Source organism: Rhizobium sp. ZK1 (genome assembly GCF_047782645.1).
GTDB lineage: Bacteria > Pseudomonadota > Alphaproteobacteria > Rhizobiales > Rhizobiaceae > Rhizobium.
Window position 1 is genome coordinate 3,439,329 of record NZ_CP180586.1, and the last position, 18,308, is coordinate 3,457,636.

Annotated in this window: 17 protein-coding genes; 13 read left to right on the forward strand and 4 right to left on the reverse strand. The window is 59.7% G+C overall.

Annotated features, from left to right (window positions below; all coding sequences use genetic code 11):
• Nucleotides 1-64: 64 nt before the first annotated feature.
• Nucleotides 65-1,504 (reverse strand): pyruvate kinase, encoded by a 1,440-nt coding sequence (gene pyk / locus ACK9YZ_RS17580; RefSeq protein WP_416064671.1) that lies wholly within the window; start codon nucleotides 1,502-1,504, stop codon nucleotides 65-67.
• Nucleotides 1,504-1,977, reverse strand: a complete 474-nt coding sequence (locus ACK9YZ_RS17585) for a DUF1036 domain-containing protein (protein ID WP_416064672.1) — start codon at nucleotides 1,975-1,977, stop codon at nucleotides 1,504-1,506. The genes pyk and ACK9YZ_RS17585 overlap by 1 nt, the downstream gene beginning before the upstream one ends.
• Nucleotides 1,978-2,192: 215 nt before the next feature.
• Here ACK9YZ_RS17585 and ACK9YZ_RS17590 point away from each other — a divergent pair, with 215 nt between their 5' ends.
• The 3 genes from ACK9YZ_RS17590 to ACK9YZ_RS17600 all read left to right on the forward strand — a co-directional run bounded on the left by ACK9YZ_RS17590 (nucleotide 2,193) and on the right by ACK9YZ_RS17600 (nucleotide 3,657).
• Nucleotides 2,193-2,981, forward strand: coding sequence for an N-formylglutamate amidohydrolase (locus tag ACK9YZ_RS17590; protein WP_416066762.1), 789 nt, complete (start codon nucleotides 2,193-2,195; stop codon nucleotides 2,979-2,981).
• Nucleotides 2,982-2,998: 17 nt separating this feature from the next.
• Entirely contained in the window at nucleotides 2,999-3,304 is a 306-nt protein-coding gene (locus ACK9YZ_RS17595) for a DUF1244 domain-containing protein (RefSeq protein WP_216755877.1), read from the forward strand.
• 89 nt (nucleotides 3,305-3,393) lie between these two features.
• Complete coding sequence (locus ACK9YZ_RS17600) at nucleotides 3,394-3,657, forward strand: DUF2312 domain-containing protein (protein WP_007822869.1); 264 nt, start codon at nucleotides 3,394-3,396, stop codon at nucleotides 3,655-3,657.
• Between the two features lie 158 nt (nucleotides 3,658-3,815).
• Here ACK9YZ_RS17600 and ACK9YZ_RS17605 read toward each other — a convergent pair whose 3' ends face one another.
• Together ACK9YZ_RS17605 and ACK9YZ_RS17610 are read right to left on the reverse strand one after the other, a co-directional pair.
• On the reverse strand, nucleotides 3,816-5,693 hold the full coding sequence (locus ACK9YZ_RS17605) for a DUF882 domain-containing protein (RefSeq protein WP_416064673.1): 1,878 nt from the start codon (nucleotides 5,691-5,693) through the stop codon (nucleotides 3,816-3,818).
• A gap of 179 nt (nucleotides 5,694-5,872) precedes the next feature.
• Complete coding sequence (locus ACK9YZ_RS17610; protein WP_216755879.1) at nucleotides 5,873-7,417, reverse strand: sigma-54-dependent transcriptional regulator; 1,545 nt, start codon at nucleotides 7,415-7,417, stop codon at nucleotides 5,873-5,875.
• 208 nt (nucleotides 7,418-7,625) lie between these two features.
• On the opposite strand from ACK9YZ_RS17610, the gene ACK9YZ_RS17615 reads away from it, so the two are divergent.
• The 10 genes from ACK9YZ_RS17615 (at nucleotide 7,626) to ACK9YZ_RS17660 (ending at nucleotide 18,289) form a co-directional block, all read left to right on the forward strand.
• Entirely contained in the window at nucleotides 7,626-9,479 is a 1,854-nt protein-coding gene (locus tag ACK9YZ_RS17615) for a M3 family oligoendopeptidase (protein ID WP_416064674.1), read from the forward strand.
• 34 nt (nucleotides 9,480-9,513) lie between these two features.
• Entirely contained in the window at nucleotides 9,514-10,674 is a 1,161-nt protein-coding gene (locus ACK9YZ_RS17620) for an aminodeoxychorismate synthase component I (protein ID WP_416064675.1), read from the forward strand.
• Nucleotides 10,659-11,300: an aminotransferase class IV family protein gene (locus ACK9YZ_RS17625; RefSeq protein ID WP_416066763.1), complete on the forward strand. Its 642-nt coding sequence runs from the start codon at nucleotides 10,659-10,661 to the stop codon at nucleotides 11,298-11,300. Before ACK9YZ_RS17620 ends, ACK9YZ_RS17625 begins: the two co-directional genes overlap by 16 nt.
• A gap of 2 nt (nucleotides 11,301-11,302) precedes the next feature.
• A complete protein-coding gene (locus ACK9YZ_RS17630) occupies nucleotides 11,303-11,587 on the forward strand; it encodes a YciI family protein (RefSeq protein WP_216755882.1) in 285 nt (94 codons plus the stop codon).
• A 45-nt stretch (nucleotides 11,588-11,632) separates the two neighbouring features.
• Complete coding sequence (locus ACK9YZ_RS17635) at nucleotides 11,633-12,520, forward strand: heme-dependent oxidative N-demethylase family protein (protein ID WP_416064676.1); 888 nt, start codon at nucleotides 11,633-11,635, stop codon at nucleotides 12,518-12,520.
• A 102-nt stretch (nucleotides 12,521-12,622) separates the two neighbouring features.
• The gene (locus ACK9YZ_RS17640) at nucleotides 12,623-14,068 is read left to right on the forward strand and encodes a homospermidine synthase (RefSeq protein WP_216755884.1); all 1,446 of its coding nucleotides are present in this window, start codon (nucleotides 12,623-12,625) and stop codon (nucleotides 14,066-14,068) included.
• A 170-nt stretch (nucleotides 14,069-14,238) separates the two neighbouring features.
• On the forward strand, nucleotides 14,239-14,607 hold the full coding sequence (gene omp10, locus ACK9YZ_RS17645; protein WP_416064677.1) for an outer membrane lipoprotein Omp10: 369 nt from the start codon (nucleotides 14,239-14,241) through the stop codon (nucleotides 14,605-14,607).
• A 201-nt stretch (nucleotides 14,608-14,808) separates the two neighbouring features.
• Nucleotides 14,809-16,725: a 5'-nucleotidase C-terminal domain-containing protein gene (locus ACK9YZ_RS17650; RefSeq protein WP_416064678.1), complete on the forward strand. Its 1,917-nt coding sequence runs from the start codon at nucleotides 14,809-14,811 to the stop codon at nucleotides 16,723-16,725.
• Nucleotides 16,726-16,852: 127 nt separating this feature from the next.
• Nucleotides 16,853-17,884 (forward strand): ferrochelatase, encoded by a 1,032-nt coding sequence (hemH, locus tag ACK9YZ_RS17655; RefSeq protein WP_416064679.1) that lies wholly within the window; start codon nucleotides 16,853-16,855, stop codon nucleotides 17,882-17,884.
• A gap of 141 nt (nucleotides 17,885-18,025) precedes the next feature.
• Complete coding sequence (locus ACK9YZ_RS17660; RefSeq protein ID WP_416064680.1) at nucleotides 18,026-18,289, forward strand: hypothetical protein; 264 nt, start codon at nucleotides 18,026-18,028, stop codon at nucleotides 18,287-18,289.
• The last annotated feature ends 19 nt before the right edge of the window (nucleotides 18,290-18,308 follow it).

Sequence of the window (18,308 nt, forward strand, 5' to 3'; positions counted from 1 at the left end):
GCGAGATCAACAAAAAAGCGCCCCTCTTTCGAGGAGCGCTTTGTATATTCTAGCCTGAAAACGATCAGATGCCGCTCTGGCCGTCCGAACCGATATAGGCGATGCGCAGCATATTGGTCGCGCCCGGTGTGCCGAGCGGCACGCCGGCGGAGATGATGATGCGATCGCCCGGCTTGCCGAAGCCTTCCGCGGCAACGATTCGGCAGGCGCGATTGACCATGTCGTCGAGGTCGGTCGCATCATGCGTGACGACGCAATGCATGCCCCAGACGACGGACAGGCGGCGTGCCGTCTTGATAATCGGCGACAGAGCGATGATCGGCACCTGCGGACGCTCGCGCGAAGCGCGCAGGCCGGTCGTGCCCGAAGAGGTGTAACAAACGATGGCCGACAGCTTCAGCGTCTCGGCGATCTGGCGGGCGGCAAGCGAGATAGCATCCGCGCCGGTTGCTTCCGGCTGGGCGCGCTGCGCGTAGATGATGCCGGGATAGTGCGGATCCTTCTCCACCGTGCTCGCAATCGAGGCCATCATCGAGACGGCTTCGACCGGATAAGCGCCGGATGCGGATTCGGCCGATAGCATGATCGCATCCGCGCCTTCGAAGACGGCGATGGAAACGTCAGACACTTCGGCTCGGGTCGGAACCGGCGAAGAAATCATCGATTCCAGCATCTGCGTGGCGACGATGACAGGCTTGCCCGAACGGCGGCAGGAGCGGATGAGCTGCTTCTGAATGCCAGGAACAGCTTCGAGCGGCATTTCGACACCGAGGTCGCCGCGGGCGACCATCAGCGCGTCGGAAAGCTCGATGATTTCTTCGATGCGTTCCAGAGCCTGCGGCTTCTCGATCTTCGACATGATGCCGACGCGGCCACGGGCGATCTTGCGCACTTCGGCGAGGTCATCGGGGCGCTGGACGAAAGAGAGCGCCACCCAGTCGACGTCGTCGGTCGCAAGAACAGCGTCGAGGTCGGCACGATCCTTATCGGTCAGCGCACCGACGCCGAGCAGCGTGTCGGGCAGGCTGACGCCTTTGCGGTCGGAAATGCTGGTGCCGGCGATGACGGTCGTGACAATGCTCTTGCCATCGCACTTTTCAGCGCGCAGCGCCAGCTTGCCGTCATCAATCAGCAGCCGGTGACCCGGCTGAACGGCTTCGAGAATTTCAGGATGCGGCAGGAAAACGCGCGTATCGTCGCCGGGGGTATCGTTGCTGTCGAGCGTGAAGGTCTGGCCGGGCTTCAATTCCACCTTCACATTGGCGAATTTGCCGACGCGCAACTTCGGACCCTGAAGGTCCGCCAGAATGCCGATCGGCCGGCCAGACCGGGCTTCGACGGCGCGAATGCGCTGCACGAGCATACGCATCACATCATGGCTCGCATGGCTCATGTTGATGCGGAAAATATCCGCCCCTGCCTGGTGCAGCTTCTCGATCATCGATTCCTCGGAGGAGGCGGGGCCGAGTGTGGCGAGGATTTTAACTTTGCGGTTACGCTTCATCAATTCTGGCTTTCTTGCGTCCCTGGGGTGTCGGAGAGTTGAACCATCCAGCTACCCTGGCGGCCCGTATCGTATTCCTTGAATCCCATCTTTTGATAACCCCGGGCATAGCAGTCCTGCACGCCCGCGATCTTGAATTCATTTTCCGCCACGCACATCTGCACGTCACCCGTCCATCGGCCTCCCCGGGCGGCATCTTCTGCATAGAGGTAATAATAACGCGACTGTAATTCTCCCTCGATCAGCGTGGCGCAGGTCGTTGCCGGCACCTGCCACCAGCCCTCCGTGATCCAGCCTTCCTTCGCGCGATATCCGATTGCAACGCCAACCAGATTTTGCGTACCATTGCATACACGGAAATCCGCGCGCGCGGCATCGGCGATGAAGAACGGCGAAACGGCTGCAAGAGCGAACAATGCGAGACGGACCAGCGGCCCGGACCGCGTGAGGAAACTTGGCGCGGCTTGGATCAACACGGCTCCCAAATAGCTCCACGGTTATTCGTTGTCCGTGTCTTCTTGCGCCGCCGTCAAGCGAAAGTCAACGCGATGCTAATCGATTATATTTCCTTTCATAACCGTCTGCTGAGCGCATCCCGTCGCGCTGACCCTGCCCATCGCGCTTGAACCGGCCGAACGCGCATGCAATCACTGGCCGAAGACGCGAAATGACAATCGGCAATTTCCTGATGAACCACTTCCAATCCTTCGAAACCCTACCCGGCCAACATGACAAAGGCATGGTGATCCTCGGCGATCATGCCATGAACCGCCTGCCCGAACGATATGGAAGGCTCGGCCTGCCGGAAAGCGCCTTTCTCAGGCATATTGCTTACGACATCGGCATCGAGGGCCTGACCCGCCGGCTTTGTGCGCAACTGGGCGTACCGGGTGTGCTCGGCGGTTTTTCGCGCCTGCTGATCGACCCCAACAGAGGTGAGGATGATCCGACCCTGGTCATGAAGATATCTGATGGCGCCATTATCCCCGGCAACCATCCAATCACCCGGGAAGAGTGGAATTACCGGATCGAGGCCTTTCACAGACCCTATCACAATGCCGTGTCGGAGACGATCGACAGGGTGGCGAATGCGACAGGCAAGGCGCCGCTGGTGCTCTCCTTGCACTCCTTCACGCCCGCCTGGAAGGGCGTTCCCCGCCCTTGGCATGCCGCAGTGCTTTGGGATAGCGACCACCGCGCCGTTCGTCCATTGCTTGACAAACTGCGCGCCGATCCCGATCTCCTCGTCGGTGACAACGAACCCTATGACGGTGCGCTGAAGGGTGACACCATGTACCGCCATTGCATGATCACGGGCATCCCACACGCGCTTCTGGAAGTGCGCCAGGACCTCATCGGCGATGACACCGGCATCGAGGAATGGGCGACGCGTCTGGCCCCTATCTTTGCCGACATGAACGCCGATCCAGCCCTTCATGCATACAGCGTGCACGCTTCACGCACCGGCCCCTATTGAGTAAAAGGACCAGGCCCATGACCACGCTCAGCAAGGAACAGAAGACGGAATTCGAGGCTGCCGCCTTCCGCCGGCTGATCGCGCATCTTCGCGAACGAACCGACGTGCAGAATATCGATCTGATGAATCTTGCCGGCTTCTGCCGCAACTGCCTGTCCAACTGGTATCGCGAGGCTGCGGAAGCTGAAGGCATCGCCGTCACGAAGGACGAATCGCGCGAGATCGTCTACGGGATGCCCTACGAGGACTGGAAGAACCTTCATCAGACGGAAGCATCGCCTGTGCAAAAGGCAGCTTTTGAGGTGAACAACCCGCATAAATAGGCCATGCGGTCTCAAATCGCCTTGACGCTGGCCGCACTTCGCGGCAGTCACTGGCAACCGAATGCACATCCCGAAATCAGGAGAACACGATGTCTGATGCACATGGCGTCGCCCGCGATCAGCTCCGCGCTTTTGTCGAGCGTATTGAACGCCTGGAAGAAGAAAAGAAGACAATCGCCGACGACATCAAGGACGTCTATGGCGAAGCCAAGGGCATGGGCTTCGACACCAAGATCCTCAAGAAGGTCGTTGCGCTCCGCAAGAAGGACGAGCAGGAACGTATGGAGGAAGATGCGATCCTCGACACCTACCTGCACGCCCTCGGCATGATCGAATCCCCGCCGGAAGGCTGAGTATCAGTCATCTGCTTTTCCCGAGGAGCCACCGCTTTGGTGGCTTTTCTTTTGGTCCCATCAAAATGTCGGCACCAATTTTCGCCTTGCCGGCAGCCACAAAAGCAAAAGCCGCCGGACATTGTTCGGCGGCTTTTGCTTGTTCGGGTATAAGCGGATCAGCGCGTGTTGAACTTGCGCACCTCCATGAAATTGACGGCCGTGCCGCTGAAGCGGGCGGGATCGACCGAAGCAGTCTTCTGGAAGCCTTCGGCATAAACCGCGGTCGGCTGGGCGCGCAGCGTCTGACTGACAAAACGTGGGGCCTGGACCTTTTTGGAGGCCATTTCCAGGCGGGCGTTGGTGAGAGCCCACTGCGAGATCATCTTCTGCGTCAGCTTCGGCTCCGTACGCACCGTCTGGCGGCTTTCATCCGCAGCCACCGCTTCCTGCTTCGTCGGACGGCCACCCTTGGTGGGCAGGCCCTGCGCAACCGGACTGTCGACGACAGTAGGCTTCGGCGCTACGATCGGTGCAGCAAAGCTCGCAGACTTCGCCATCGGCGCGAGTGCGGCAAGCTGCAGCGGCGGCTTGTCGAGTGCCGGCGGGTTCTTCGGCGCGGCAGCGTTGATCGCCTGCTCCACTGTCTGCGGCTCAGAAGGCGCGTTCAAAGCAACCTGCGTGTCTCCGCTCTCATCCTGCTGCTTTGCAAGTGCTGCCACCATGGCTGGCGAAAGCGTATCCTGATCAGCCTCGTCCTCCGCTGCTTCAGGATCGGCATTCTGTGCAGCAAGCAGGTTTTCGGCAACGGCCGGACGCTCGACTGGGGTCGGAACGCCCGCCGACATCAAGTTGGGATCGACGGAGGCGAGTTCGGCATCCCCCGGAGCACGACGCTGCCCAAGGAGCGACGGAACCGGAATACTGTAACCGCTAAGATCTGCGTAATGCTCCGGTCCCTGCGGCTGGCCCGCCGGCATGGCAGCAAGAGCCTGCTGGGCGGCGTTACCCGCAGACGGCGGCACCAGGGCATTGGCAACCTCGTTGCCGGCAAGCTGGTTGCTGAAAGCCGGGCGAACCTGCGGCACCGGTGCGTTCACGCTTGCGACTTCGGTCTGCGGCTGAGGTTCATCAACTGCCGGGACAGCCTCAGCCTTCGGCGGTGTTGCCTTGGCGACAGCCACCGGTGTGCTATCCTCCGAATTATCCTCTTCCTCGTCGGCGCCGCCACCAAAGAGGTAGGCAAACAGTGTCTTCTGCTTGCGAGGTGCGTCATCGGAAACGGAAGCGCCGGCGCTTGCCATCATGATCTGGCTGCCGTTTGCCATGCGGCGCTTGTAATCGGCCATCGCCTGCTGATAACCCGGCAGCGGCTTGCCATCCGCGGGGATATGGATGGTATTTCCATCAGGGAAGAGCCTGACGAGTTCGTCACGACTCATGCGCGGCCAGGCGCGAACGCCGCCGACATCCATATGCACGAAAGGCGAACCGGACTTCGGATAGAAACCGACGCCGCCAACCTGCATCTTCATGCCGATACCGCGCAGCGTGGCGAGCTTCACGTCGGGAATGAAGAAGTCCATCGCCTTGCCGAGCATGTGCTGGCTCTTTTCGGCGACACCGGACTTACGCGAACGGCCACGCAACATCTCGTTGGTGGCAGGCGAGCGGAAACCGCAGACGACGTTGATGTAATCCCTCGAGCCGGACTGGCGGTAAACTTCCCAGATGAGGTCGAAGAGGCGCGGGTCCATCTTCGTCGGCTGATTCTTGCGCCAGTCGCGAAGGAAGCGGTTGAGCTGCTCCAGACCCTTCGGGTCGAACTTGCCGTTGCGCTTGTAGGTGATGACCGCCTTTTCGCCGGTATGAATGAAATAGAGCTTCAGGCTGCGGGTATCGCCTGCAGCCTGAGACGGTGTGCTTACGAATACAGGCGAGGAAACCGCGAGCGCAAGAAGGGCGGCCGCTGCCGTCCTAACTGCCTTTCCGCCAATCTTGGCGCACAAACGCCAACTCAAGCGCGAAAGCTTGGTATTCCCATTCAAATTCGGCAACTCGATCCCCGTCAGACAGTCAATGTCCCGTGCTGTCTCAAATGGCTGTCAATTGCGGTCACACGATGGCAAAAATGCCACACATGATCAACCTTTTCTTTACATAGTGAACGAGCCGCTAACAAGTGGTTTATGGCGAGTAACCAAACATGGTTGCCTATTTCTTAACAAAAACGCCTCTATGCCGCATCTTTCTGAGGATTATCGGGGTCGATACCATAATCCTTGAGTTTCCGATAAAGTGTGGATCGCCCGATGCCTAGCTTTCTTGCCACTTGACTCATTTGCCCGCGATAAAACTTCAACGCGAAACGAATCAGTTCTTCCTCGACATCGGCAAGACGGCGGACGTCACCGGACTGATTGACGCTTGGGATCGCGTTGTCGGGCGCCTCCGGACCGCGGCGCATCGTCTCGGCGACGGATACCGTCTGATAATCCTCGGGGAATTCGGCATCCGGATCGAGATGCGAATTATCGGCGACGAGCGCCAGGTGATCCACGACCTCGTAGTTCGGAAGCTGGGCGGCGATCTGCGGGAAGTCCGATTCGGCCAGTTCCGGACCTTCGGCAAGCACGACGGCGCGAAAGATCGCGTTTTCGAGCTGGCGGATATTGCCCGGCCAATCATAAGCGGTCAGCAGCGCCAGCGCGCCGGCATTGGCCGTCATGCGGCGGCCGTTCTTCTGCTCGCTGGAGAAGCGATCGGTAAAGACGCGCACCAGATGAGGAATATCTTCCTTGCGTTTGCGCAGTGCTGGAATGGTGATCGGGAAGACGTTCAGGCGATAGTAGAGGTCCTCGCGGAATCGGCCGTTTTTGACCTCTTCGATCAGATCCTTGTTCGTCGCCGAAATGAGGCGGACGTTCACCTTGTGCGCAGTGCGCGCGCCGACGGTCTCGATCTCGCCCTGCTGGACGGCCCGCAACAGCTTCACCTGCACTTCGAGCGGCAGGTCGCCGATCTCGTCGAGGAAGATGGTGCCGCCATCGGCTTCCATGAATTTGCCGATATGCTTTTCGGTCGCACCGGTAAAGGCGCCCTTTTCATGGCCGAAGAGAATGCTTTCGACGAGATTATGCGGAATGGCGCCGCAATTGACCGTCACGAAAGGCTTGTTGGCCCGGTCACCGGCCGACTGGATCGCACGCGCCACCAGTTCCTTGCCGACGCCCGATTCACCTTCGAGCACAACGGGGATGTTGGACTGCGAGGCGCGCTGCGCCAGATCGATGACGCGGATCATCGCCGGGCTTGCCGAAACGATATCGTCGAAGCCGACAGAGCCCGCACGCGATCGGCGGCCCGCACGGGCCTTCACCTCGCGCTGGTCGAGCTTCATCGCATTTGAAATGGACGTGTTGATCCGTTCCGGAGAGACCGGCTTGACAACGAAATCGAAAGCGCCAGCGCGCATCGCCTGCACGACCGTCTCGATGCCGCCCTGTCCTGTCTGGACAATAACCGGAATCGGCGTGCCAAAATCATGCATCGCTTCGAGAAATTCGAGGCCAGTCATTTCCGGCATCATCAGATCGAGCACGATGACATTGAAAAGCCCAGGATCGCGCTTCACCATTTCCAGCCCAATGCGGCCGTTTTCGGCCTGATGCACCACATGGCCGCTGCGCTCGATAGCGTTCTTGAGCAGACGGCGCTGGACGGGGTCGTCCTCGACCACAAGGATCTGCCCTGCCCCTTTGAGCTCATTGTAACCGGTCATTGTCGCCTCACTTCATGCGAAACCATAGAGCGCACTCTGACAGAAAGGCTTGAACATCCAGTTTTGAGAAACAATTGCATTTTAACGACTACGACAGGCCGTTTTCGTGCCGTAACAGGGCCTTTTTCGCGCCGAAAAACCCTTGCTGACAGGCGTTACGACGCTTAGACAGTCAAACCTGTTATAAAAGAGAAAGAGGAACCGCCCCATGAGACACACGCTTGCGCACGCCGATCTTCACCTTTCGGCAACGGCTCCCGCCGCAGCGGCAGCCCCGGCTCTGGGCGAGCTTCCGACCTGGAAGCTGCAGGATCTTTACCCTTCGGCCACCTCCACCGCCTTCGTCTCCGATATGGAAAAGGCCGGCAAGGCTGCTTCGGATTTCGAGGACAAATGGAAGGGCAAGCTTGCCGACGCGGCCGAAAAGAAGGGCGAGGAAGGCATCGGCCAGGCGCTGAAGGAATATGAGGCGCTCGATGAGATCATGGGCCGCCTCGGCTCCTTCGCCGGCCTCACCTATTTCTCTGATACCTCCAATCCTGCAAACGGCAAGCTCTACGGTGATGTTCAAGCCAAACTGACAGAATATTCCGGCCGCCTGCTTTTCTTCGCGCTGGAGCTGAACCGCATCGACGATGCTGTTATCGATGCCTGCATGACGAACGATCCGCTTGCCGGCCATTACCGCCCCTGGCTGGTCGATCTGCGCAAGGACAAGCCGTATCAGCTCGAAGACAAGCTGGAGCAGCTCTTCCTCGAAAAGTCGATGACGAGTGCTGCCGCCTTCAACCGCCTGTTCGATGAAACGATGGCAGAACTGCGTTTCGAGGTCGACGGCGAAAAGCTGCCGCTCGAAGTGGCGCTGAACATGCTTCAGGAAAAGGATCCGGAGGTACGCCGCAAGGCGGCGATGGCCCTCGCCGAAACTTTCAAGACCAATATCCGCACCTTCACGCTCATCACCAATACGCTCGCCAAGGACAAGGAAATCGCCGATCGCTGGCGCGGCTTCGAAGACATCGCCGATAGCCGCCATCTGGCAAACCGCGTCGAGCGCGAAGTCGTCGATGCCCTCGCCGCAGCTGTGAAGGAGGCCTATCCGCGCCTCTCGCATCGCTATTACAAGATGAAGGCGAAATGGCTCGGCATGGATCAGATGAATTTCTGGGATCGCAATGCGCCGCTTCCGGAAACCTCGAACGCCCTCATCTCCTGGTCCGAAGCCAAGGACACCGTGCTTTCCGCCTACGCCAATTTCGCGCCGGAAATGGCTGATATCGCCAGGCGCTTCTTTGATGAACAGTGGATCGATGCGCCCGTTCGCCCCGGCAAGGCGCCGGGCGCCTTCGCCCATCCGACTGTTCCGTCCGTCCATCCCTATGTACTCGTCAACTATATGGGCAAGCCGCGCGATGTCATGACGCTTGCCCACGAACTCGGCCACGGCGTGCATCAGGTCCTTGCCGGCGCGCAAGGTGCCCTCATGTGCCAGACGCCGCTGACCCTTGCCGAAACCGCTTCCGTCTTCGGCGAGATGCTGACCTTCCGCGCACTGCTGGACCGGACGACTGACAACCGTGAACGCAAGGCGATGCTGGCCCAGAAGGTCGAGGACATGATCAACACGGTCGTGCGCCAGATCGCCTTCTACGAATTCGAGCGCAAGGTCCACACCGCCCGCAAAGCCGGCGAACTGACCTCAGACGACATCGGCGAGCTCTGGCTCTCCGTCCAGTCTGAAAGCCTCGGCCCGGCCATCAAGATTTCCGAGGGCTACGAGACCTATTGGGCCTACATTCCCCACTTCATCCATTCGCCCTTCTATGTCTATGCCTATGCTTTCGGCGACTGCCTGGTGAACTCGCTCTACGCCGTTTACCAGAAGGCCGAGACGGGCTTTCGGGAGAAGTATTTCGAACTGCTGAAAGCCGGCGGCACCAAGCATCATTCCGAACTGCTGAAGCCCTTCGGCCTCGACGCGACCGATCCTTCCTTCTGGAGCAAGGGCCTGTCGATGATCGAAGGCCTGATCGACGAACTCGAGGCACTGGACAAGGCATAAGACCGCCCAGACCCGCAGCTTCGCTGGAAAGGCAATGGCAGCGCCCGACCCCTTCATTTTGTTCCGGGACGATACGACCGGCGAAATCATGCTCTTCGCCGGCCCCGAAGATATCATCATCGCCCGCAAGCGCGCGGAATTCCTGCCGGCGCTCAAGCGGATGGAGGAGGCGCGAAAAGCCGGCAAATGGATTGCCGGTTATCTCGCCTATGAGGCAGGCCATCTTTTCGAAAAAAAACTCTCTCCCTTTGCTGAAGAAAACCGAGAGACGCCGCTGTTGCTCTTCGGCGTCTTTGATGCGCCGCAGTCGGATGATCATCCTCTCGCAAGGCCGCGGCAGCGCCACGAAAACGAGGAATTCCTGACCGCACCGAAGGCCGGTTGGAATTTCGCTATATATAAAGAGCGTTTCGAACGCCTCCACCGGCATCTACGCCTCGGCGATATCTATCAGGCCAACCTGACGATGCCGATCGAAGCCCGCTGGAGCGGCGATCCGCTCGCCGCCTTCTGGTCGCTGATCGACCGCCAGCCTGTGAAATACGGTGCGTTTGCCAATCTCGGCGGCCCCATCATTCTTTCTCGCTCTCCGGAACTGTTTTTCCGTACCGACGAGAATGGCTGGATCGAGACGCATCCCATGAAGGGCACGGCCAAACGCGGTGCGACACCTGCCGAAGATGCCGAAATCGTCGAAGCGATGAAGGCCGACATCAAGACGCAGGCGGAGAACCGCATGATCGTCGACCTCTTGCGCAACGATATCTCACGCATCACCGAAGTCGGTACGCTCGACGTTCCCAAACTCTTTGACATTGAGACTTATCCCACAGTCCACCAGATGGTGAGTCACGTGCAGGCGAAGCTCCTGCCCGATCTTTCCGTCAGCGACATATTCGCGGCACTCTTCCCCTGCGGCTCGATTACCGGCGCGCCGAAGATACGCGCTATGGAAATCCTCCACGACCTCGAAGACACGCCGCGTGATGCCTATTGCGGCGCGATCGGCATGATCTCGCCCGGTGGCGCCATGCGCTTCTCCGTCAGCATCCGCACTATGACGCTGTTCGATAGCGGCAGGGCCGTCTTCAATGTCGGCGGTGGCATCGTCTTCGATTCCACCGCCGCAGCGGAATTTGAGGAATGCCTGCTCAAGGCCCGCTTCGCCGTCGGCGACCAATGGATTGCCCGATGACGGATTTTTCGCTGATCGAAACGCTGCGCTGGCAACCGAACGAAGGGTTCATTCGCCTGCGCCTGCATCTTGCCCGACTCTCCCGCTCCGCCCGCCGCATCGGTTTTCCCGAGCCGCTGGATGCGGCTGCCAAGTTGGAAGATGCGCTGAAGGGGGAGCACGAACCGCGCCGTGTCAGGCTGACGCTTGACCATCAGGGCCATATCGACGTTACCACGGCGCCCTTCGTCCCGCTTCCGCCCGACGCCGTCTGGACCCTCCGTATCTCGAACACCCGTATCGATTCCGCCGACAGGCTGCTGCGCATCAAGACCACGCGCCGTGGCATCTACGAGGCAGCACGCGCCGAGTTCACACAGCAACAGGCGGATGAAGTCATCCTGCTCAATGAGCGGCAGGAAGTCTGTGAGGGAACCATCACGTCCGTTTTCCTTGATGACGGTACCGGCATTCTCAAGACACCGCCGATCTCCTGCGGCCTACTCGCTGGCGTGCTGCGCACCGAGCTCATCTGCCAGCGCAAGGCCCGCGTTGGTCGCATCACGCTCGATGATCTCGACAATGATACGCTTTACGTTGGAAATTCGCTGCGCGGGCTGATCCGCGCCACGCTGCAAAAGGACTGAGCATGTTTATTCTCTCCCTGACCTATGTGAAGCCGAACGAAGAGGCCGATAGGCACATGGAGCCGCATATGGCGTGGGTAAAGGAGGGATATGCCAGGGGCTGGTTCCTCGCCTCCGGCCGCAAGGTGCCGCGCACCGGCGGCGTCATCCTCGCCGTCGGCGACCGCGCGTTGATCGAAACCTATGTGGCGTCCGATCCCTTTATCATTCATGGCGTCGCCGAATATGACGTCACCGAAGTCGCGCTGACCACGGTGACCGAAGGGCTGGAGGCTTTGAAACGCTGAGCCGCAACCGCGCCGGCTGGTTATCGGTCTCAAAAGGGAGCGGCGATGAAACGTCCGACTTATATGCCCTATGACGGCTCGGCCCGACCCTTCACGATCGGCCTGATGCCGCTCGACCCTGTCAGGTGGATCGAACCCGACGATGATCTCAACCGCTACCTCGCGGAAAAGGCGCGGCTGGCAAACGAGCGCTTCGATGACATCTTCGTCGCTGAGGAAGGGACTGAAACGGCCCAGGAGGAGGCGCTGGATCTTCTCCTCGCGCACCTTGCCGAGCGGCATCCGGCAACGCACCGTCAGGATATTTCGGCCCTGCCGCCTCTGTTCAAGGCCGGTTCGCTCGTTCAGGACGATCTCGTCCTCATGCGCCGCAAGCCCGATGGCTGGCATCTCGTTGCCGCCCACGTCGCCTTTCCCTCTTCGTGGTCGCTGCGCGAGAAGTTCGGCCGCCCGATGCACGAGATCCATGCCGATGTGCCCGGTTTCGGCGAAGGCACACGCAACGCTGCGCTCATCACTCGCATCTTCGATAGTCTGCACGTTGCCCAGCCAGTCGAGCGGCTGAACTGGTCGATCAACACGACGGCCGATCTCTTCCTCCCCGTCTCGAAACATCGCCGGCCGCCTTACGCCGAAGCCTTCACGCTCGAAGAGCGCTTCGTCCGCGTCGAACGCCAGACCCTGCACAAGCTTGCCGTCTCCGGCGATATCCTCTTCACCATCCGCATCTATATCGATCCAATCGCCGTCGTCGCCCGCCATCCGCGCGCGGCTGAGATCGCCGTACGTTTCGCCGATCAACTGGAAGCACTCGACGAACATCAGGCCGCCTACAAGGGCCTGACTTTGCAACGAGACGAACTCGTGCGGAAATTGCGGGCGCTTTGCAGCGCCGATATTTGGCCTTTGCGGAGGGAACGCTCTTTATTGTGACGCCATTTTGTGATTAGAGCCGGTCACTTCGCGAGCTTCGCGGCATTTTCACATGAATTCTTTAGGCTAAAGGCCTTCGTTCCCTTCCAACAGGAGAAAAGAATGACGGAACAGAACTATCCGGTATATGGCGAAATTACCGGTCCGATCGTCATGATCGGCTTTGGCTCCATCGGCCGCGGCACGCTGCCCCTGATCGAGCGCCATTTCAAATTCGACAAGAGCCGGATGGTCGTCATCGACCCGCGCACGGACGATGCCCACATTCTGGAAAAGCACGGCGTCAAGCACATTCAGGCATATGTGACGAAGGACAACTACAAGGAACTGCTGAAGCCGCTGCTGACCGAAGGCGAAGGCCAGGGCTTCTGCGTCAACCTCTCCGTTGACACTTCGTCGCTCGACATCATCAAGCTCTGCCGCAAGCTTGACGTGCTCTATATCGATACCGTCGTCGAGCCCTGGCTCGGCTTCTACTTCGACAAGGATATGAAGAACGAGGAGCGCACCAACTATGCGCTGCGCGAAACCGTTCGCAAGGAAAAGGCCAAAAACCCGGGCGGCACCACTGCCGTTTCCACCTGCGGCGCAAATCCGGGCATGGTCTCCTGGTTCGTCAAGCAGGCGTTGCTCAACCTCGCCAAGGATATCGGCTTGAAGTTCGACGAGCCGGGCCAGGACGACCGCGAAGAATGGGCAAAGCTCATGAAGAAGGTCGGCGTCAAGGGCATCCATATCGCCGAACGCGACACGCAGCGCACCATCCATCCGAAGCCGCTCAACGTCTTCTGGAACACCTGGTCGGTCGAAGGCTTCATCTCCGAAGGCCTGCAGCCGGCAGAACTCGGCTGGGGCACCCATGAAAACTGGATGCCGAAAAACGCCAAGAAGCACAAGAAGGGTTCCAAGGCCGCTATCTTCCTGGAACAGCCCGGCGCCAACACTCGCGTGCGCACCTGGTGCCCGACGCCCGGCCCGCAATACGGCTTCCTCGTCACTCACAACGAGTCGATCTCGATCGCCGATTTCTTCTCGGTCAGGGACAAGGACGGCGACGTCACCTACCGTCCGACCTGCCACTATGCCTACCATCCGGCCAATGACGCCGTTCTGTCACTGCATGAGATGTTCGGCAACGGCGGCACGGCACAGCCAGTTCATCACGTTCTCGATGAGAACGAATTGGTCGACGGCGTCGACGAGCTCGGCGTGCTGCTCTATGGCCACGACAAGAACGCCTACTGGTACGGTTCGCGCCTGTCGCTGGAAGAAACCCGCCGCATCGCTCCCTACCAGAATGCAACCGGCCTGCAGGTGACTTCTGCCGTTCTCGCCGGCATGGTCTGGGCTCTCGAAAATCCGAAGGCCGGCATCGTCGAAGCCGACGAGATGGATTACAAGCGCTGCCTCGAAGTGCAGCTCCCGTATCTCGGCCCGGTCGAAGGCCACTACACCGACTGGACGCCGCTCGACGGTCGTCCGGGCCTGTTCCCGGAAGACATCGACACCAAGGATCCGTGGCAGTTCAAGAACATCCTCGTTCGCTGAGTCCTGTCGTAATGCTTTCGAAGATGCCCGCTGCAAGGCGGGCATTTTTGTAACGCCTGCTGTCTAAATCCGGTCGTCTGCTGCCGAAGGCTTGCCTTCGCAGAATGCCCGCGCCATGTTTTGGCGAACTGTCGCGGATAGTTTCCGCCTAGATTCGCCGGGAGAAGCCTATGAAAATCAGAACTGGTCTCGTTCTTGTGGCTGCATCGGCAGCTCTTGCCGCCTGTGTCTCCTCCGGCCCGCGCCCCCTCCCCGTCGCGTCAGGACCCGCTCCCGCCGGTGTCGAAGGAACCTGGGCCGATCCGAACGGTATCGTCTCCACCTTCCAGGGCGGCACCTTCACCACGCGCACGACTGACAGCAACCAGCTTCTGGCCTCCGGCACCTATATCAAAACCTCGCCATCGCTGGTGGAAATCAACATGACTTCGCTGGTTCGCAACACCCAGTCGAAGGTCAATTGCGCCCTCGTCACGACAAGCCAGCTAAACTGCACCTCGGATGCCGGCGCGCAGTTCGTCCTGACGCGCCGCAGCTAACCGCTTATCTCGATGCTTGGCGCCGCGTCCGGCTTTTTTGCCGGCCGCCCCTTGGAAAGCGGCGCCACTTCCACAGCTTCCCTCTTGCGGTTGAGCCACCGAGGTGGAAACATTCGCGCGCCGGTATCGTCAGTGACGATCCACGTGAAGGATGGGGCAGGATCAGGGATAAAGATCCTGTCCCTAATCAGGAGAACAGGGATGGTGAGATCTCTTAGCTTCGGTCTTTTGACAGCGTCTATTCTGGCGCTGAGCACAAGCGCCGCATTTGCAGATTACGAACTCAATATTCTTCATATCAACGATTTCCACTCGCGCATCGAATCGATCAACAAGTTCGATTCCACGTGTTCTGCCGAGGAAGAGGGCAAGAACGAGTGCTTCGGCGGAGCCGCACGGCTGAAGGTCGCCATCGACCAGCGTCGCCAAGCCTTGACAGGTAAAAACACGCTGCTGCTCAATGCCGGCGACAACTTCCAGGGTTCGCTCTTCTACACGACCTACAAGGGGGCAGCTGAAGCCGAAATGCTGAACCTCATGAAGTTCGACGCCATGACGGTCGGCAATCATGAATTCGACGACAGCGAGGACGGGCTCGCAACCTTCCTCGACAAGGTGCAATTTCCGGTCGTCACCGCCAACGTCAAGGCAAGTGCCGCCTCCAAGATCGGCGACCGCGTCAAGCCTTCGCTCGTGCTTGATGTCGGCGGTCAGAAGATCGGCATCGTCGGCGCCGTCACCAACGATACGCCGGAGCTTTCCTCGCCCGGCCCCAACGTGACGATCGCCGATGACATCAAAAGCATCACGGCAGAGGTTGAGAAACTGAAAGGCGAAGGCGTCAACAAGATCATTGCGCTCACCCATGTCGGCTACCCGCGCGACCTCGCCATGATCGCCAAGATCCCCGATGTCGACGTGGTCGTCGGCGGCCATTCGCACAGCCTGCTGTCGAATACCGATCCGAAAGCCGAAGGTCCCTACCCGACAATGGTCGACAATCCCGGCGGCTATAAAGTGCCGGTGGTGCAGGCAGCTTCCTATAGCAAATATCTCGGCGATCTCGTCGTGAACTTCGATGACAACGGCGTCGTCAAGGACGCCAAGGGCGATCCGATCCTGATCGATTCCTCCTTCACGCCGGATCCGGCCGTCGCGGCACGCATTGTCGAACTGGCAAAGCCGATCGAAGAACTGCGCAAGAAGGTGATCGGCTCCTCCGAAGGCCCGATCGAAGGCGACCGCAAGGTCTGCCGCGTCAAGGAATGCTCGATGGGCAATCTGGTGGCTGATGCCATACTTGATCGCAGCAAGAACCAGGGCGTAACCATTGCCATCCAGAACGGCGGCGGCCTGCGTGCCTCCATAGATGGCGGCGACGTCACCCAGGGCGAGGTCATCACAGTGCTGCCTTTCCAGAATACGCTTGCAACCTTCCAGCTAACCGGTGCCGATATCGTCAAGGCGCTCGAAAACGGTGTCAGCCAGATCGACCAGGGGGCCGGCCGTTTCCCGCAGGTCGCCGGTCTGAAATTCACCTTCGACCAGTCGAAGCCGGTCGGCAGCCGCGTCAGCGACGTGCAGGTTAAGGACGGCGACACTTTCGTTCCGATCGACAATGCCAAGACCTACAGCGTTGCCACCAACAATTTCATGCGCGCCGGCGGCGACGGTTATGTCGCCTTCAAGGATGGCCAGAATGCCTATGACTACGGTCCGGACCTGGCCGACGTGACAGCCGAATATATTGCCGCACACTCGCCCTACAAGCCTTATACGGACGGCCGCATCACTGAAATTGCGCAGGCGGCACCTGCTCCCTCCGCAGAGCAGGCTCCTGCAGCCCCTGTACCCGCGGCCCCGGCTCCATCTGCCGAACCGACCCCAGTTCCCGCAGCACCGGCTCCTTCAGTTGAGCCGGCGCCTGTGCCTGCCCCGGCAGCCTCCGCACCGGCCACGCCCTCGACCCACGTCATCGTTGCCGGCGATACTTTCTGGGATCTCGCCAAGACCTTTTACGGCGATGGCGCCGAATGGCGCAAACTCTCGGAAGCCAATGGCAGCCCGAACCCACGCCATCTGCGGATCGGCGAGGAAATCCAGGTTCCGGCCAAGTAAGACGATTTGTCCCGATCGTGAGAGCCGGTCCGGGGTTCCCCGGGCCGGTTTTTCTTCTTATAGGGTGAACCGTGATCGGCTGGCTGCGTATGAGCCGGCGAGACACGAAAAGCGCGTTGGGGCAAGAATGACAGATACTTCACTCCGCCCGGCGGACCATCCCGCCGTCAAATTCGGCAAGGTCGGCGTCCTGCTGGTCAATCTCGGCACGCCTGACGGCACCGATTATACGTCCATGCGACGCTACCTGCGCGAATTCCTGACCGACAAACGCGTCATCGAATGGTCGCCCTGGAAATGGTACCCGATCCTGTTCGGCATCGTCCTCAACACGCGCCCGCAGAAGGTCGGCAAGGCCTATGAGACGATCTGGAACAAGGATCTGAATGAAAGCTGGCTGCGCACATACACCCGCAACCAGTCCGACTTCATGGCCGCGCGCCTGAAGGACTTGCCCAACGTCAAGGTCGATTGGGCGATGCGCTACGGCACACCATCGATCCCCTCGCGCATCGAAGCGCTGAAGGACGAAGGCTGCGACCGCATCCTGCTCTTCCCGCTCTATCCGCAATATGCGGCAGCCACCACCGCCACCGTCAACGACAAGGCTTTCCAGAAGCTGCTCACCATGCGCTGGCAGCCGGCGCTGCGCACGGTGCCGGATTATCACGACGACGAGACCTACATCGAAGCGCTCGCAAAATCGGTAGAGCAGCATCTCGCTACTATCGACTGGAAGCCGGAGATGCTGCTTGCCTCCTTCCACGGCATTCCACTCTCCTATTTCCAGCAAGGCGATCCCTATTACTGTCAGTGCCAGAAAACCGGCCGCCTGTTGCGTGAGCGTCTAGGGCTCACGAAAGAGAATTTCATGGTCACCTTCCAATCCCGCTTCGGGCCGGAAGAATGGCTGCAGCCCTATACCGACAAAACCGTGGAGAAGCTGGCTCAGGATGGCGTCAAGCGCATCGCGGTCATGAATCCCGGCTTTGTTTCCGACTGTCTGGAGACGCTGGAGGAGATTGCGGAACAGGCCGCCCATTCTTTCAAGCACAATGGCGGCGAGCAGTTCACGCATATTCCCTGCCTGAATGACAGCGAGGACGGCATGCAGGTGCTGGAGAAGGTCGTGCGTCGCGAGCTGCTGGGCTGGGCATGATCAGCCTGGCGGCAGATTTTCTGGCGCCCGGCGATAGATAAAGACGTCCTCCTCTTCAGATCTACGGAAGGGTCGAAGCCAGCGACCGCAACCGCGGTGCACAGGTTCCCGGTCTGAGGCTTATTCATCTGGACGTATTTGATGACTGCAGGTTTCAGAAAATTGATTGTCTTTGCCTATGTGCTTGTCATTGCAGGTGGCGGTTATCTCACTTGGGAGCAATATCAACGGATGCATCGCGGCACGCCACCCAAGGGCATCGTCGGTCAGGTGGTCTGCCAGCTCCGCCTGCGCGACGTCAAGGCCAGCAATCTGAGCCCGGACGATCAGCCATTCCTCACAGATTGCCTGATGGGCGGCTACATCACAAAGACCGACCTGGACGATGCCGGCCTATCACCCTGATTTGACAGGCGAGGCTCGT